Genomic DNA, 16406 nt, shown 5'->3' on the forward strand with positions numbered 1-16406 from the left:
GCAGGATGACCCAGAAAAACCGTATCGCCATTGCCATTCTGGCGCTGGGCGGACAGGGCGGCGGGGTGCTGGCCGAATGGATCCAGTATGTCGCGCGTGAGGCGGGCTGGCTGGCGCAGGGCACGTCGGTGCCGGGCGTGGCGCAGCGGACGGGCTCGACCGTTTATTATGTCGAATTGGCGCGCCCTGATAAAGGTGGGGCAGGGGCCGATGGGCGTATGCCGATCATGGCGCAAATGCCGATGCCGGGCGATGTCGATGTGGTGGTCGCCTCCGAACTGATGGAAACGGGCCGCGCGGTGCTGCGCGGGTTCTCCACGGCGGGCAAGACCACGCTGATCGGGTCGACCCACCGCATCTATGCCATTTCCGAAAAGCAGGTGGCAGGCGACGGGCGCGGCAATGGCGAGAAGATCCTTGCGGCTGCCCGCGAACGCTCGGCCCGCTTCATCGGTTTCGACATGGAGGCCGCCACCGAGCGCACCCATAGCGTGATCAGCGCGATCATGTTCGGCGCGCTGGCGGGCAGCGGAGCGCTGCCTTTCCCGCGTGAAGCCTTTGAAGCCGCGATCCATCACAGCGGCAAGGCGGTCAAAAGCAACCTTGCCGGGTTTGCTGAAGGTTTCGCTCGCGCGCAGGGCGAGATCGCCATGCCGCAGGAGGCGGCCCCCGAGATCCCCACGCCGACCACCACGATGGGCAAGGTGCTGGCCGCGCGGGCGCGGGCGGGGTTGCCCGATGCGGCGCTGGCCAATGCCCTGCACGGGCTGGCCAAGCTGATGGATTATCAGGACGGCGATTATGCGGCGCTCTATCTGGATCGCCTCGAACGGATCGCCGCCATGGACCGCGCGCCTTTCGACTTGACGCAGGAGGCCGCGCGCCATCTGGCGCTGTGGATGGCCTATGAGGACACGATCCGCGTGGCCGATCTGAAAGTGCGCGCCGCCCGGTTTGAACGCGTGCGCGACGAGGTCAAGGTGAAGGATGGGCAAGTCCTGACCGTCACCGAATTCATGCATCCGCGCCTTCAGGAAGTGGCCGAGAGCCTGCCGGGCTGGCTGGGTCGGCGGGTGATGGGTTCGGCATGGCTGGACCGGGCGCTGTCAAAGGGACGGCATGTCGAGACGACTTCGTTGCGCTGGTTCATCGCGCTGCGTCTGGTGGCGATGGGGCGGGGCTGGCGGCGCAGCACCTTGCGCTATGCCCAGGAACAGGGCCGGATCGAGGCATGGCTGGACCGCGCGCAAAAGGCCGCCGAAACGGATCTTGCGCTCGCCACAGAGATCATCCGCGCCCAGCGCCTGATCAAGGGCTATGGCGATACGTTCGAGCGCTCTCTGGAACGCTTTGCCGCGATCATGGCGCAGGCCGATGCCGGCACCGGAGCCGATGCTCTGCGGGCGGCGCGCGAAGGGTTGCTTAAGGCCGCGTAAGGCTTGAGCCAAGGCATTGGGGGAAATGCATGGGGTTCGCATCGGTGCGTCCGGTGCGAACCCCTTTTTGCATCTGCATGGATCCGCTGGGTCGCCATGGCGTGATTGGCTCTGATCCTGCGATCCAAACCTTTGCGGGCGCGTATTGATGCTTCTCAATGTCCGGCGATGCGGATGGCCATAAAAGGCCGTGAATGCCGTTAAGCACGGCAAACAAACCTTTGGGATCCGATACATGGAAAACTTGACATACCGTTCAATTTTTTGTTAATCAGGTCTTGCGAGAGGCGGTTGACCCGGAGTCGGCTTTGTGTGCGTCGGCAATGGTGCGCCGTAATTCAAAAAATCAGAACATTCCGGCAGGCCGCAGGGGCCTTTCACTTTCCTTCCGGCTCAGGAGCCCGATGGTGATGCAGTGTGCTGACGCTTTCCCGTTGACAGTCCGCAGCCGCAGGGGCGGCAGATGAGGCTTCGCCGTATTCTTGCCGGGGCGGTCCTGCTGGCGCTGGCGGCGGGGGGCTATTGGGCATGGCATCATTTCATGCGCCGTGCCGAGCTTCCGGAATGGGTCTTGCGCAGCAATGGCCGGATCGAGATGACCCGGACCGATATCGCGGTGAAATATCCGGGACGGCTGGCCTCCTTGACGGTTCGCGAAGGCGATGTGGTTCAGGCGGGCCAGATTCTGGCCGAACAGGACGAAAGTGATGTGCTGGCCCAGCTTGATGCGGCCAGAGCCTCGCGCGAAAGGGCCTTGGGCGGCCTTGCCCGCGCACAGGGCGAACAGGCGGCGCATCGCAGTCAGGCCGAACTCGCCCAGCTCAACTGGTCGGAAACCGCCGGTCTTCATGCGCGCGATATGGTGTCCGATGTGGAGCTGAAACAGCGCAATCTGGCGCTGGCGGGCGAGACAGGCGGCCTTGAGGCGGCAAGCGGCGCCATAGGCGAGGCGCGCGGCGCGATTGCTCAGGCCGATGCCCAGATCCGGCTGGTTTCGGCCATCCGTGCCGATCTGCATATCCGCTCGCCGGGCCCGGGCCGGGTGGAATATCGCATTGCCGAGCCGGGCACGATGATGGCGCCCGGCGGCAAGCTTTTGTCGATCATCAACCCGGAGGATGTCTATCTGACTATCTTCGTGCCTTCTGCCGTTGTTTCGCGCATTCGGATCGGGGATGAGGCGCGCATCCTGCCGCAGGGTTTTACCCGCGCCTTGTCCGCCCGCGTCGGCTTTGTCTCGCCCGAGGCGCAGTTCACACCCAAATACGTCGAAACCGCCAATGAGCGCGACAACCTCTCCTATCGGGTGAAGCTGCAGATACCTGTGGAGGTGGCGCGGCGGTTTGCGGGCGTGCTGAAGGCCGGGATGACCGCCGATGGCTTTGTCCGCACAGATCCCGGCAAGCCATGGCCTGATTTGGGGCCTGATCGGGGAACAGCCGGGCGGTGAGCGAGGCGATGACCGGGACGGCGGGAATGGGCGCAATGGCCATCATCCTTGAGGATGTTTCCCATCATTATGGCCCGGTTCAGTCCCTCGCCAATGTCAGCCTGCAATTGCCGCGCGGCGGGGCGGTGGCCTTTGTCGGGCCCGACGGGGTGGGCAAATCCACGCTGCTGGGGCTGATTTCCGGGGTGAAGCGCGTTCAGCAGGGCAAGGTCGGCGTGCTCGGCTTCGATCTTGCGCGGCGGGGCGACCGCTCCGCTTTCCTGTCCCGCGTGGCCTATATGCCGCAGGGGCTGGGGCGCAATCTCTACCCCACGCTGTCCGTGGCCGAGAATATCGACTTTTTCGGCCGCCTGTTCGGTCTGGGCGGGGCCGAACGGCGCGCGCATATGAAGCGCCTGCTTGAGGCGACGGGGCTTGCGCCTTTTCCCGACCGGCCCGCAGGCAAGCTTTCGGGCGGGATGAAGCAGAAGCTGGGCCTATGCTGCGCGCTGGTTCACGATCCGGACCTGCTGATTCTGGACGAGCCGACAACGGGCGTCGATCCCCTGTCGCGGCGACAATTCTGGGAACTGGTCGATGCCATGCGGGCCGAGCGGCCCGAACTGACCGTGCTGGTCTCGACCGCCTATATGGAAGAGGCCGAGCGTTTCGATCATCTGGTGGCGATGGACGAAGGGCGCATCATCGCGCAGGGGCCGACGCACGATATTCTGGCGCAAACCGGGGCCGCAACGCTGGAGCAGGCCTATATCAGCCTGCTGCCCGAAGCGAAGCGGCCTGCGGGCGAATTGCTCAATGTCGCGCCATGGCAGGACAAGGGAGAGGCGCCCGCGATAGAAGCGCAGCATCTGGTGCGCCGCTTCGGCGATTTCGTGGCGGTCGATGACGTCAGCTTTCGGATCGGCCGGGGCGAGATCTTCGGCTTTCTCGGCTCGAACGGCTGCGGCAAGACGACGACCATGAAGATGCTGACCGGACTGCTTGATGCGAGCAGCGGGACCGCAACCCTGTTCGGGCGCCCGATCACCGCCGGAGACATGCAGACGCGGATGCGTGTCGGCTATATGTCGCAGGCCTTTTCGCTCTATGAAGAATTGACCGTCGAGCAGAATCTGGCCCTGCACGCCCGCCTCTATCGCGTGCCGCAGGGCGAGGCGGGGGCGTTGGTGAATGAGGTGATGGCGCAATATGCGCTGCTCGATCATGCCCGCGCCCTGCCTGCCGCATTGCCGCTGGGGATACGCCAGCGGCTGCAACTGGCGGCGGCCTGTCTGCACAAGCCTGAAATCCTTATCCTTGACGAGCCGACCTCGGGCGTCGATCCTGCGGCCCGCGACATGTTCTGGGGTCATTTGCTGCGCCTTTCGCGCGATGATGGCGTGACCATCTTTGTCTCGACCCATTTCATGAACGAGGCCGAGCGGTGCGACCGGATTTCGCTAATGGATCGCGGGCGGGTGCTGGCAGTGGGAACGCCGGCCGAACTGACGCGCCAATACCATGCGCAGCGTCTGGAGGACGCGTTCATTGCGGTGCTGGAGGATAATTCGGCCGAAGCGGCGACGGCTGCGACCTCGGAACCGGCAGGGCGCAAGCCGGACGAGGCCGACAACAGACAGGGCGGATTGGCCGGTTGGCTGGGCTTTGCCTGGGCCTTTTCCCGGCGCGAGGCGATCGAACTGGCGCGCGACCGCATCCGCATGGGCTTTGCGCTGGCGGGACCGATCATCCTGCTGTGCATTTGCGCCTTCAGCATTTCCTTTGACGTGCAGAACATCCGCATGGCGGTGCTCGACCATGATCAGAGTGCGACCAGCCGCGATCTGATCCGCCGCTTTGAGGGGTCGCGCTATTTCGTGGAAACCCGCCCCATCGCCAGCGAGGAAGACGCGCATGGGCGACTGCGCGAGGGCAGCGTCCAGATGGTGCTGGATATTCCGCCTGCCTTTGGGCGCGATCTGGCCGCGGGGCGAAAGCCGGATGTGGGGGTTTTCATTGATGGCGCCAGCCCCTTTCTGGCCGCGAACATCCAGGGCTATGCCGATGCGATCATTCTGGCCTATTCGCTCGACAGGTTGGGGGTGACTTCCACCGCTCTCGCGATGCCCGCCTCGATCGAACCCCGTTTCATCTACAATCAGGATTTTCGCAGCATCTATGCGATCACGCCGGGCGTGCTGATGCTGACAATGATCCTGATCCCCGCGATGCTGACCGCGCTTGGCATCGTTCGTGAAAAAGAGATCGGCTCGATCATCAACCTCTATGCTTCGCCCGCCGGGGCCGGGGCGTTCCTGATCGGCAAGCAGGTGCCCTATGTCGCTCTGGCCATGGTCAGCTATGGCACGCTTGTGGCCCTCATCGTGACCGTTCTGGGTGTGCCGCTCAAGGGGTCCCTGTCGGCGCTGACGATGGGCGCGCTGCTGTTCGTGCTGGCGTCCACCGGTCTTGGCATGATGATCTCGACCTTCGTTCGCACCCAGGTGGCCGCGATTTTCGCCACCGCGCTGATCTGCCTCATCCCTTCCGTGAATTTTTCGGGCCTGCTCTATCCGGTCTCGACGCTCCTCGACGGCAGCTATTGGATCGGCGTCATCTTTCCTTCCTCGTGGTTTCAGATCATCAGTCTGGGCACCTTCACCAAGGGCCTTGGTCCGGCCAGCTTCGGCGCAGCCTATCTGGCGCTGGGGCTGTTTGCCCTCATCGTCATCATGGCCTCGCGGCTCATGCTCGGAAAGCAGGAGGTATGAGCCGCTGGCTGATCAATGTCTGGTTGCTCGGCGTCAAGGAACTGCGCAGCGTTCTCAAGGATGTGACGCTGATGGCGCTGATTGTCTTTGCCTTTACCATCGCCATCCAGCTCGTCGCCACCGGGCTCAAGGCCGAGGTGTCCAATGCCTCGGTGGCGATCGTGGACGATGATCACAGCGAACTGTCGCGGCGCCTGCGCGATGCTGTGCGGCCGCCCTATTTCAAGCCGCCGGTGGACATCGCGCGCGGGGATGTCTCCGCCGCGATGGACGGGGGCCGCTATATTTTCGTGATCGAGATCCCGCCGCGCTTTCAGGCCGATGTGCTGGCCCGGCGCAGCCCGGCGGTTCAGATTCTGGTCGATGCCACCGCCATGACGCAGGCCGGGCTGGGGGCTGTCGATTTCCAGCGGATCTTTGCCGCCGAGACGCTCGATTTCCTCCACGCGCGCGGCCTGCTGGCGGCTCTGCCCGTCACGGTGACCAGCCAGATCTTCTTCAACCCCAATTCGCAATCGGCCTGGTACAGTTCGGTGATGCAGATCGTGACGAATGTGACGGTCCTCTCGATCATCCTTGTCGGCGCAGCGGTCATCCGCGAGCGCGAGCATGGTACGATCGAACATCTGCTGGTCATGCCCGTCCGGGCCAGTGAAATCGCTTTTTCCAAGATTCTGGCCAATGGTCTGGTCATCTTTCTGGCCTCGATCGCGTCCCTGTGGTTTGTGGTGCATGGGGCTCTGGCCGTGCCGCTGGCGGGTTCTCTGGCGCTCTTTGCGGGCGCGATGGTGCTCTATCTCTTTTCGGTGACGTCGCTGGGCATGTGGATGGCGACGCTGGCGCCCAGCATGCCGCAATTCGGCCTGTTTGCTGTCCCGGTCTATGCCATCGCCTATCTGCTGTCCGGGGCCGCCACGCCGCTTGAGAGCATGCCGCCCGCCATCCAGATCGTGGCAAGGCTGCTGCCCACCACCCAATTTGTCAGCCTTTCGCAGGCGGTGCTTTATCGCGGCGCGCAAACCGCCACCGTATGGCCCGAACTGGCCATGATCTGCGGCTGGGGCGTGCTGTTTGTTGCCCTTGCGGTGCAGCGCTTCCGCTCGATGCTGGAGCGTCAGGGATGAAGGCGAAAATCATGCATAAAGGCCCAAAGATGACCCTGCGCGCGTTGCTGGCGGCGGGGCCGGCGCTTGGTCTGGCGGCTTGCGCCTCGTCGCCTCCTCTGGCCTCGCCTCAGGCGACGGTTTCCCCGCCCGCGCGCCTCGTCGCGCCCGAGGCCGGTCTGCCATCGGCGGGCGCCCCCGACCGGTGGTGGACCCTTTGGGGCGATCCTGCCTTGAACGCGCTGGTCGAAAAGGCGCTCGTCGCCAATGCCGATATCCGCGTGGCGCAGGCCCATGTCAGGGCGGCAAGGGCGCTCGTGTCCGTTTCGGAGGCGGCGCTCTATCCCACCGTGGCGGCCAATGGCGCGGCGTGGGGAACGCTGGCCGATACCGCGGCCGATGGCGCTCTTGGCTCGCTCCTTGCGCCTTTTTCCGAAGGGAACACGGGCGCGGGCTATCTTGTCGGGCTTGGCGCGCAATGGGAGCCGGACGTGTTCGGCGGTCGCCACGCCGATGCCGAAGCCGCCAGGGCCCTTGCCGACAGCGCGCAATGGCTGGCCCATGGCGTTGCGCTGACCGTGATCGGCGATGTGGTTGAAAACTATCAGCAGTGGCAGGGGCTGCGTCGCCGTCTGGCCATCCTCGATCAAAGCATCGCATCGGCGCGGGTTTTGGCCGATTATCTCTCCGCCCGGCAAAGGATGGGACAGGCCAAGGCGCTGGATGTGACCAAGGCGCAGGCGGCGCTGGCCTCGCTGGAGGCGGGTCGACCACCCCTCCTGTCGCTGATCGACGCGCGGCGCAGGCGGCTTGCCGTGCTGGCCGGAGACTTGCCCGAAACACCGCCTGCAGAGGCGACAAATGCGAATATGCGCGTGCCGCCGCCGCCCTCCGGTCAATTCCCCTCGGCCATTCTGGAGCGCCGCCCCGATGTGCGCGCCCGAATGCTGATTGTTGCCGCGCGGGCCGCCCGGCTGAAAAGTCTGAAGGCGGATCTGATGCCGCGTTTCGGGATCAGTTTCATGGGACAGGATGGCCATATCGCCTTGTCGGGCCTGCCCGGTTTTGGCGGCCCGCTTGGTCTGGTTGGCGTCAAGGCCAGCGTCCCCATCTTCACCGGCGGATTGCTGCGCGGGCGGATCGCGGCAGGCCATGGCGAACTGGAGGCGGCGCTGGCGGGACAGGATCGCGCCATCCTGCTGGCGCTTGAAGAGGTCGAGACCGCCTATGCCTTGCGCACCGGGCTTGATGCCCGTTTGCGCGGCCTGGAGCAGGCACGCGACCTGTCCGCCCGCCGCGTCGATCAGGCGCAGGCCTTCTATCGTGCGGGGCGTATGGCCTTGGGCGATGTGCTGCAGGCACAGCTCGACGCCTTTGCGGATGCCGACAAGGTGGAACAGACCAAGTTGGCGCAAGGCAGCGCCACCGTTCAGCTTTACCGGGCGATTGCCGGTGGCTGGGGGATGAATCGATCACAGACCGGCCTGAACGCGCCGGAAGGAGCTCACCCATGAACGACAGCCTATCCGCCCATGAGGCCGCCGATCCGCTCGAAGGGATGGCCCGGAATCTCGATCGGGCCTCCTTCGCCGCCATTGCCGGTGTCACGGGCGGGCTCTCGCCCTTTACCGTGGCGCAGGCGCTCTCGGACTGGGCCCTGCATCTTGCGGTATCGCCGGGGCGGCGGTTGGAACTGGTGGCCAAGGCTTGGCGCAAAACCCTGCGTTTGGCCGATTATGTCGCCCATGGCGCCGATGGCGATCACCCCGCCATTGAGCCCCTGCCGCAGGATCGCCGCTTTGACGATCCGGCGTGGAAAGCGGCGCCCTATAATCTGATCGCCCAATCCTTTTTAATGACGCAGCAATGGTGGCATGCGGCAACCACCGGCATTGCAGGCGTCACCGCTCGCCATGAGGCGGTGACATCTTTCACCCTGCGCCAGATCCTCGACATGCTGGCGCCCAGCAATTTCGTCCTGACGAATCCTGTGCTGCAAAAGCGGATTGCCGATACGGGCGGCATGTGTCTGGTCGAGGGCGCAAGGCTGCTGATGGCCGATGTCGAAGCGCTTGCCCGCGGCACGGCGCAGACGGGCGAGCAGCCACTGCAGGTCGGGCGCGACATTGCGGCGACCAAAGGCAAGGTAATCTACCGCAACCGCCTGATGGAGCTGATCCAGTATGAGCCGACCACCGCGACGGTCCGGCCCGAGCCGGTGCTGATCGTACCGGCCTGGATCATGAAATATTATATTCTCGACCTCTCCCCCCGCAATTCCCTGACCGCCTGGCTGGTGGGGCAGGGCTATACGGTCTTCGCGATTTCCTGGCACAATCCCGGCAGCGCGGATCGCGATCTGACCATGGAGGATTATCGCCTGCTGGGGCCGATGGCCGCGCTGGACGCGATCGGGGCGATTACCGGCGCGCCGAAAATCCATGCGCTGGGCTATTGCCTTGGCGGCACGCTGATGACCATTGCGGCGGCGGCCATGGCGCGCGATGGCGACGAGCGACTGGCCGGCTTGACCTTGCTGGCCGCGCAAACCGAATTCAGCGAGCCGGGCGAATTAGGCCTCTTCATTGATGAGGCGCAGTTGAACCTGCTCGACAGCATGATGTGGGAGCGCGGCTATCTCGACAGCGGGCAGATGGGCGGCGCGTTCCAGATGCTGCGTTCCAACGATCTGGTCTGGTCGCGCATCCTGAACGAATATCTGATGGGTGAGCGGCCCGCGGCCAGCGACCTGATGGTCTGGAATGCCGATGGTACGCGGATGCCCTTTGCCATGCACAGCGAATATCTGCGCAAATTGTTTCTCCGGAATGATCTGGCCGAGGGGCGCTTTGTGGCGGGCGATCAGCCGGCCAGCCTGTCGGCGCTGAAAGCCCCGATGTTCGTGGTGGGCACACAGACCGACCATGTCGCCCCATGGCGTTCGGTCCATAAGATCCACATGCTGACCGATGCGGAAATATGTTTCGCGCTGACCAATGGCGGCCATAATGCGGGCATCGTTTCGGAGCCGGGGCACAAACACCGCCATTACCAGCTCCTGATGCGTCCGGCCTGCGGCCCGGCCCTTGCGCCCGATGTGTGGCAGGCGCAGGCCTCCGATCACCCCGGCTCGTGGTGGGAGGCATGGGGGCAATGGCTTGATGCAAGATCCGGCGCCGCTGTCGCTCCACCGCCGATGGGCGCGCCGGACAAGGGCTATGCCCCGCTGGTCGATGCGCCGGGCAGCTATATTCTGGAGAAGTGATGATGACAACGACTCCCGCCATGATCGAGAACCGCACCTTTGACGAGATCGCGATCGGCGATACCGCCAGCCTGTCGCGCACGCTCAGCCAGCGCGACATTCAGCTTTTCGCGCTGGTGTCCGGAGACGTCAATCCCGCCCATCTCGACCCGGAATTTGCCGAGGGCGACATGTTTCACCACGTCATCGCGCATGGCATGTGGGGGGGCGGGCTGATTTCCGCCGTGCTGGGCACCGAACTGCCGGGGCCGGGCACGATCTATCTGGAACAGAGCCTGCGCTTTTTGCGGCCTGTGGCGGTGGGGGATACGATCACGGCGCGCCTCACCGTTTCCGCCAAGGCCGAGCAGCACCATATCGTCACGCTCGATTGTCTGTGCACCAATCAGGCGGGCGAGGAGGTCATCAGCGGTGTGGCAAGCGTCAAGGCGCCCACCCGTAAAGTGCGCCGCCCGCGTGCCAGCCTGCCCGATGTCAGCCTGTCGAGCCATGATGCCTATCGCCGGTTGATGGCGGCGGCCAAGGCCGCCCATCCGGTGACCACCGCAATCGCCCATCCCTGCAGCGCGGCGGCCATCACCGCCGTTGCCGAGGCGGTGGAGGCCGGACTGATCGTGCCCATTCTGGTCGGCCCCGAGGCCCGCATTCGGGCGACAGCGCAGGAGGCCGGGGTCGATATCGCCTCTTTCCGCATCGTTGATGCGCCCCACAGCCATGCGGCCGCAGCAGCGGCGGTGGAACTGGTCCGGACCGGAGAGGCCGGACTGCTGATGAAGGGGTCGCTCCATACCGATGAACTGATGGCGGCGGTGGTCGCGCGCGAAACCGGATTGCGCACGGAAAGGCGGATCAGCCATGTCTATCTGATGGATGTGCCGGGCCATCCCACGCCCCTGCTGATCACCGATGCGGCGGTCAATATCGCGCCGAGCCTGATCGAGAAGGCCGATATCATCCGCAACGCGATCGACCTTGCCCATGTGATCGGCATAGAACAGCCCAAGGTTGCCATTCTTTCGGCCGTGGAAATGGTAAACCCGGCCATTGCCTCGACGATCGATGCGGCCGCGTTGTGCAAGATGGCGGATCGGGGCGAGTTTGCCGGGGCGCTGCTCGATGGACCGCTGGCCTTTGACAATGCCATCAACGAAGGCGCGGCCAAGGAAAAGGGCATTGTTTCGCCGGTCGCGGGCAAGGCGGAAATCCTCGTGGTCCCCAATCTTGAGGCGGGCAATATGCTGGCCAAGCAACTGACCTTTCTGGGCGGGGCGGATGCGGCGGGCATTGTGCTGGGCGCGCGGGTGCCGATCATCCTGACCAGCCGGGCCGACAGTCTGACCACCCGCCTTGCCTCTTGCGCCGTGGCCGTGCTGCTGGCCCATGCCGGGACGAAGGCGGCGCCCGGCCTGTTCAGGCCTGCCTTGTGAGCAGCGCTCTTATCAGCCTCAACTCGGGCTCATCGAGCATCAAATTCGGCCTTTACACGCTGGAGCAGGACGGGCCGCGCCACGCGGCGGGCGGCAAGCTGGAAGGGATCGGCAGCGATCCGCGCATCCTTGTCCGCAAGGATGACGGCGAAGTCCTGCTCGAAAAATCCTGGCCCGGCGGGGCGGGGCTGACTCACGAGGATCTGCTGGGAGAACTCTATGGCTGGGCTCAGGATCATCTGCGCGAGCATGAGATTGTCGCGGTGGGCCACCGGGTGGTGCATGGCGGCGGGGTTTTCCGCGCGCCGCAAAGAATTGATCCGGCCCTTGTCGCCAGGCTGGAGGCCTTCTCTCCGCTCGCGCCGCTGCATCAACCCCACAATCTGGCCGCCATCCGCGAGATCGCCCGCATGGCGCCCCATCTCCTTCAGGTCGCCTGTTTCGATACCGCGTTTCATCATGCCATGCCTGCGGTGGCCACGCGATTGCCCCTGCCGCGTCGGTTCGCGGAAAAAGGGGTTCGGCGCTACGGCTTTCATGGCCTGTCCTATGAATATATCGCCCGGCGTCTGGGCGAAATCGATCCCGGATTGGCCAAGAGGAGGGTGATCGTCGCCCATCTGGGTAATGGGGCGAGCCTTTGCGCGATGCGCGACGGGGCCGGCATCGACACGACCATGGGCTTTACCGCGCTCGACGGGCTGATGATGGGCACGCGCAGCGGCGCGCTGGACCCCGGCGCTGTCCTGCATCTGATGCTTCAGGAGGGGATGAGCGCGCGGCAGGTCGAAGCCCTGCTCTATGGCCAGTCGGGCCTGCTGGGCGTGTCCGGCATATCGGGCGATATGCGCGTGCTCCATGCCAGCGCGGACCCTCATGCGAAGGAGGCGATAGAGCTGTTCGTCTGGACCGTCGCGCGCCATATGGCTGCTCTGATCGGCTCGCTCGAAGGGCTGGACGGCATCGTCTTTACCGCCGGGATTGGCGAGAACGATCCTGTCATCCGCTCGGCCATCTGTGGGCGCATGGCATGGGCGGGCGTCCTTCTGGACGAGGCGGCCAATGCCGCGAATGCCCCCGTGATCACCCGGCCCGACAGCCGCATCGCGGTGCGGGTCATCCCCACCGATGAAGAACGCATGATTGCATTCCACACTTTCAACATTCTGGATGGTCAGCAGGGAGCAAGGGCATGAAACCGTTGGTGGATCTTTCGGGCAAGCGTGGCCTTGTAGTCGGGATCGCCAATGAGCACAGCATTGCCGCAGGATGCGCGGCGGCCTTTGCGCAATGCGGCGCCACGCTGGCCGCGACCTATCTGAACGATAAGGCCAAGCCCTTTGTCGAGCCGGTGGCCGAGCGGTTGGGCATGGACTGGCTGGCACCCTGCGATGTGCGCGAACCGGGCCAGCTTGAAGCGCTGTTCGATGAGGTGAGGGCGCGCTGGGGAAAGCTGGACTTTCTGCTTCACTCCATTGCCTTTGCGCCGAGGGCGGATTTGCAGGGCCGGGTTGTCGATTGCTCGGCGGAAGGTTTTGCCATGGCCATGGACGTGTCATGCCACAGCTTTTTGCGCATGGCGCGGCTGGCCGAACCGCTGATGCCGGATGGAGGTTGTCTGATGTGCGTGACCTTCTACGGCTCGGAACGGGTGGTGGCCCATTATAATCTGATGGGCCCGGTCAAGGCGGCTCTGGAAAGCGCGACCCGCTATGTCGCGGCCGAACTGGGCCCCAAGGGCATCCGCGCCCATGCCCTGTCGCCCGGCCCGATTGCCACGCGCGCGGCCAGCGGGATCGACCGCTTTGACGAATTGCTCGAGCGGGCCGCCGCCGCTGCTCCGGCCGGAACGCTGGTGTCGATCGAGGATGTCGGCGCGCTTGCCGCTTTTCTGGCCAGCGATGCCGCGCGCCATATCACGGGCACCATCGTTCCTGTTGACGCCGGGCAGCAATTGATGGCCTAAGCGCGCCTCAAAATCGCCGTCGAACCCAAGAGTGCCCAGATGCCGAACCAGAGAAAGGGCCCCTACAGCCTGTCCGAGAAGCGCGAGATGACCCGCGCGCAGAATATGGAAAAGATCGAGGCGGCGGCGTGGAAAGTCTTTTCAACCCTTGGCCTTGATGGTGCCACGGTGCGCGACATTGTGAACGACAGCGAGGTTTCGGCGGGGAGTTTCTACAATTATTACCGCACCAAGGAGGCGGTGTTTGACAAGCTGGTCGCCCGCCTGATCGAGCGCATCCGCCTTGAGATCGCGGCGGCCAGAACCGGCGCGCAGGATATCGAGACGATGCTGTGCCAGGGCTATGGCGCTTTCATGAACATGCTGCTGTCTTTGCCGGGAGGCGCGGAATTCTTTGAACGAAACCAGCATCATATAAGGTCGAGATTGTTCGGGTCGGCGCAGATCAGGGCTTTGCTGGCGGATATTGAAATTGACATTGCGGGTCTGGGCGCTCTGGAGAGCCTGTCGGAAAGCGAACGCAAGCTCCTTGTCTCGATCATGTTTGCCACCGGCACAGAGGCGCTATTCGGCGCCTTGAAAACCCGCGATGCCGACATTCAGGGCCTGGCCGGGTTTCTCGCCAGACTGCTGGCCCATGGCATAAACGGAAGCTGCAAGGGCTGAAAGCAGCCGTCCGTTGGCAGGAAGCCGGGCTAAGCGAACAATCTGTCGCAAAATTCCGCGATACTGTCCTCCAGCCTTCGATCCGAAGTGCCCAGATGCATGGCTATCGTATAGTGATTGTGGCCGGGAAGACTCATGCTGCATGGCAGCGCGCCATGGCGGGTGAGCCGCTTTTGCAGCAGCCCCAGATACTCGGCCTGAAAGCGTGCGGGATCATATTGCGCACAGGCCATCATCATGGGCAAAGGCGTGGAGGCCAGCGCTTCGAGAGGTGATTTGTCGCAGGCGCTGTCGGCCGCCCCGTAATATTCCTCGTCCTTGGGTTCGAGCGGGGTGATGCCATACAGGCCCGACAACAGGATGGCGCCGCGCACCAGATCGGCATGATCCGGGCGCAGCCGCAAAAAGCCCCCTACATGCGCCGCCCCGGCGGAAGTGCCCATGATGACGATCCGATCCGGATCGCCGCCATGATCGGCCGCATGGGCGCGCAGAAAATCCACCGCCGCGCCCACATCCTGCGCGCCCGCAGGCCATGGATGGTCGGGCGCCAGACGATAGTTCATTACAGCGCCGATCCACCCGCGCCGCGCCGCCATCCGCCCCACGGCGCCATTGTGCCAGCGGGCGGGATCGGACGGATCGCCCTTGTCGCCCCCGACAAAGGCCCCGCCGTGAACAAACAGGAGTACCGGCTTTGGCGCGTCCCCGGCCGCCCCATACAGGTCCAGCCGGTGGCGCTCATGCGGGCCGTAGGCCAGATCGCGGGCGGCGGCCGGGACGGCGCAGGACAGCGCTTCCTGCTGCGCGCCGAACAGGGCGCGGCAGGCATCGAGCACATCAGGCCCCAGCGTCCGGCCGAATTGCGCGATGGCGTCTCGGATGCAGGCGGGGTCAACCGGCCCGGACATAGGCGGTCTTGACTGTTGTAAAGAATTCAGCGGCATAGCGGCCCTGTTCGCGCGGGCCGAAACTCGATTTCTTGCGGCCGCCAAAGGGCACGTGGTAATCCACCCCGGCAGTGGGAAGATTGACCATCACCATGCCCACATCGGCATGGCGTCTGAAATGCGCGGCATGTTTGAGCGACTGTGTGCAGATCCCGGCGCAGAGGCCGACATCGACATCATTGCAGATCTCCAGCGCCTCGTCATAATCCCTGACGCGGATCACCGAGGCCACGGGGCCGAACACTTCCTCCTGATTGATCCGCATGGGCGAAACGGTGTCGGCAAACAGCGTGGGGGCAAGGTAAAAGCCGTTGCGCTCCCGCGTCAGGCGCGCGCCTCCGGCAATCAGGCGGGCGCCTTCGGCCTGGGCGGTGGCGATATAGTTCAGGTCAACATCAAGCTGTCGTTGGTCCACCACCGGGCCGATGGTGGTGGCCGGATCGCGCGCATCGCCCACGGTCAGCGCCCGCATCGCCTCGCTCAACCGGGCGATGAAGCGATCATGGATCCCTTCCTGCACGATGAGGCGCGAGGAGGCGGTGCATCTCTGCCCCGTCGAATAGAACGAGCCGTCGAGCGCGACCTGAACCGCCAGATCGAGATCGGCATCGTCCAGCACGACCAGACCGTTCTTGCCGCCCATTTCGAGCTGCACCTTGATGCCGCGCTCACCGGCCTTGCGCAGGATTGTCTGGCCCACCCCCGCCGAGCCGGTAAAGCTGACCGCCTGAACGCCCGGCCCCATCAGCGCGTCGCTCAATTGCGCGCCCTTCCCCAGCACCAGATTGAATACCCCCGCCGGTACGCCCGCACGCCGGATAATGTCGGCCAGTTCCCATGCGCAGCCCGGCACCAGTTCGGCGGGTTTGAACACCACGCAATTGCCAAAGGCGAGCGCGGGGGCGATTTTCCAAGCCGGGATCGCCATCGGAAAATTCCATGGCGTGATCAGCGTCACCACGCCCAGCGGTTCGCGGGTGATCTCGACCTGAACGCCGGGACGCACCGAGGGCAGCAGTTCGCCGCTTTGCCTCAGGCATTCTCCGGCGAAAAAGCGGAAGATGTTGCCCGCTCGGGTCACCTCGCCCATCGCTTCGCGCAGGACCTTGCCTTCCTCGCGCGCGAGCAGTCCGGCCAGTTCCTCGCGCCTGGCCAGAATTTCGCCCGCGATCCGCTCAAGCATGTCTGCGCGCGATTGCGGATCGAGCATGGCCCATGCCGGAAAGGCGGCCTGCGCGGCCTCGATCGCCATCGTGACATCTTCGGGCGAGGCGCAGGCATAATCGCCGATAATGTCGCCCGTGTCCGAAGGGTTGATGTTGGGCAGGGCGGCGCCGGGGCGCCATGCGCCGCCGATCAGATTGTGTTTCAATTCCTGTCCTTTTTGTCTGGA

The 16406-nt window shown here is 64.5% G+C and carries 12 protein-coding genes; 10 read left to right on the forward strand and 2 right to left on the reverse strand.

Translation table 11 applies throughout. From position 1 onward, the window contains the following. Positions 1-5: 5 nt before the first annotated feature. From BGP00_RS24320 to BGP00_RS24365, 10 genes are all read left to right on the forward strand, one after another. Complete coding sequence (locus tag BGP00_RS24320; RefSeq protein WP_292692169.1) at positions 6-1436, forward strand: indolepyruvate oxidoreductase subunit beta family protein; 1431 nt, start codon at positions 6-8, stop codon at positions 1434-1436. Positions 1437-1899: 463 nt separating this feature from the next. After that, on the forward strand, positions 1900-2886 hold the full coding sequence (locus tag BGP00_RS24325) for an HlyD family efflux transporter periplasmic adaptor subunit (RefSeq protein WP_292692171.1): 987 nt from the start codon (positions 1900-1902) through the stop codon (positions 2884-2886). Between the two features lie 8 nt (positions 2887-2894). After that, positions 2895-5636, forward strand: coding sequence for a ribosome-associated ATPase/putative transporter RbbA (gene rbbA / locus BGP00_RS24330; RefSeq protein ID WP_292692221.1), 2742 nt, complete (start codon positions 2895-2897; stop codon positions 5634-5636). Further along, entirely contained in the window at positions 5633-6760 is a 1128-nt protein-coding gene (locus BGP00_RS24335) for an ABC transporter permease (protein WP_292692173.1), read from the forward strand. Before rbbA ends, BGP00_RS24335 begins: the two co-directional genes overlap by 4 nt. A 29-nt stretch (positions 6761-6789) precedes the next feature. Then, positions 6790-8253, forward strand: a complete 1464-nt coding sequence (locus BGP00_RS24340) for an efflux transporter outer membrane subunit (protein ID WP_292692175.1) — start codon at positions 6790-6792, stop codon at positions 8251-8253. Further along, positions 8250-10004 (forward strand): alpha/beta fold hydrolase, encoded by a 1755-nt coding sequence (locus tag BGP00_RS24345; protein WP_292692177.1) that lies wholly within the window; start codon positions 8250-8252, stop codon positions 10002-10004. Before BGP00_RS24340 ends, BGP00_RS24345 begins: the two co-directional genes overlap by 4 nt. Positions 10005-10006: 2 nt before the next feature. After that, positions 10007-11431, forward strand: a complete 1425-nt coding sequence (locus tag BGP00_RS24350; RefSeq protein WP_292692223.1) for a bifunctional enoyl-CoA hydratase/phosphate acetyltransferase — start codon at positions 10007-10009, stop codon at positions 11429-11431. Next, positions 11428-12627: an acetate/propionate family kinase gene (locus tag BGP00_RS24355; protein WP_292692179.1), complete on the forward strand. Its 1200-nt coding sequence runs from the start codon at positions 11428-11430 to the stop codon at positions 12625-12627. Before BGP00_RS24350 ends, BGP00_RS24355 begins: the two co-directional genes overlap by 4 nt. After that, on the forward strand, positions 12624-13397 hold the full coding sequence (fabI, locus tag BGP00_RS24360) for an enoyl-ACP reductase FabI (RefSeq protein WP_168605329.1): 774 nt from the start codon (positions 12624-12626) through the stop codon (positions 13395-13397). The genes BGP00_RS24355 and fabI overlap by 4 nt, the downstream gene beginning before the upstream one ends. A 39-nt stretch (positions 13398-13436) precedes the next feature. Continuing rightward, positions 13437-14063, forward strand: coding sequence for a TetR/AcrR family transcriptional regulator (locus BGP00_RS24365; RefSeq protein WP_292692181.1), 627 nt, complete (start codon positions 13437-13439; stop codon positions 14061-14063). Positions 14064-14092: 29 nt separating this feature from the next. On the opposite strand, the gene BGP00_RS24370 is transcribed toward BGP00_RS24365, so the two are convergent. Then, positions 14093-14974: an alpha/beta hydrolase gene (locus BGP00_RS24370; protein WP_292692183.1), complete on the reverse strand. Its 882-nt coding sequence runs from the start codon at positions 14972-14974 to the stop codon at positions 14093-14095. Next, positions 14958-16385, reverse strand: coding sequence for an aldehyde dehydrogenase family protein (locus BGP00_RS24375; protein ID WP_292692185.1), 1428 nt, complete (start codon positions 16383-16385; stop codon positions 14958-14960). Before BGP00_RS24375 ends, BGP00_RS24370 begins: the two co-directional genes overlap by 17 nt. Between the last annotated feature and the right edge of the window lie 21 nt (positions 16386-16406).

Origin of the sequence: Novosphingobium sp. 63-713 (genome assembly GCF_001898925.1) — a bacterium.
Taxonomy (GTDB): domain Bacteria; phylum Pseudomonadota; class Alphaproteobacteria; order Sphingomonadales; family Sphingomonadaceae; genus Novosphingobium.

Bases quoted from the DNA above. Each gene is read 5' to 3' on its own strand.
- BGP00_RS24370 (WP_292692183.1), bottom strand. From the start codon at position 14,974: ATGTCCGGGCCGGTTGACCCCGCCTGCATCCGAGACGCCATCGCGCAA.
- BGP00_RS24320 (WP_292692169.1), top strand. From the start codon at position 6: ATGACCCAGAAAAACCGTATCGCCATTGCCATTCTGGCGCTGGGCGGA.
- BGP00_RS24340 (WP_292692175.1), top strand. From the start codon at position 6,790: ATGACCCTGCGCGCGTTGCTGGCGGCGGGGCCGGCGCTTGGTCTGGCG.
- rbbA (WP_292692221.1), top strand. From the start codon at position 2,895: ATGACCGGGACGGCGGGAATGGGCGCAATGGCCATCATCCTTGAGGAT.
- BGP00_RS24350 (WP_292692223.1), top strand. From the start codon at position 10,007: ATGACAACGACTCCCGCCATGATCGAGAACCGCACCTTTGACGAGATC.
- BGP00_RS24365 (WP_292692181.1), top strand. From the start codon at position 13,437: ATGCCGAACCAGAGAAAGGGCCCCTACAGCCTGTCCGAGAAGCGCGAG.
- BGP00_RS24345 (WP_292692177.1), top strand. From the start codon at position 8,250: ATGAACGACAGCCTATCCGCCCATGAGGCCGCCGATCCGCTCGAAGGG.
- BGP00_RS24325 (WP_292692171.1), top strand. From the start codon at position 1,900: ATGAGGCTTCGCCGTATTCTTGCCGGGGCGGTCCTGCTGGCGCTGGCG.
- fabI (WP_168605329.1), top strand. From the start codon at position 12,624: ATGAAACCGTTGGTGGATCTTTCGGGCAAGCGTGGCCTTGTAGTCGGG.
- BGP00_RS24335 (WP_292692173.1), top strand. From the start codon at position 5,633: ATGAGCCGCTGGCTGATCAATGTCTGGTTGCTCGGCGTCAAGGAACTG.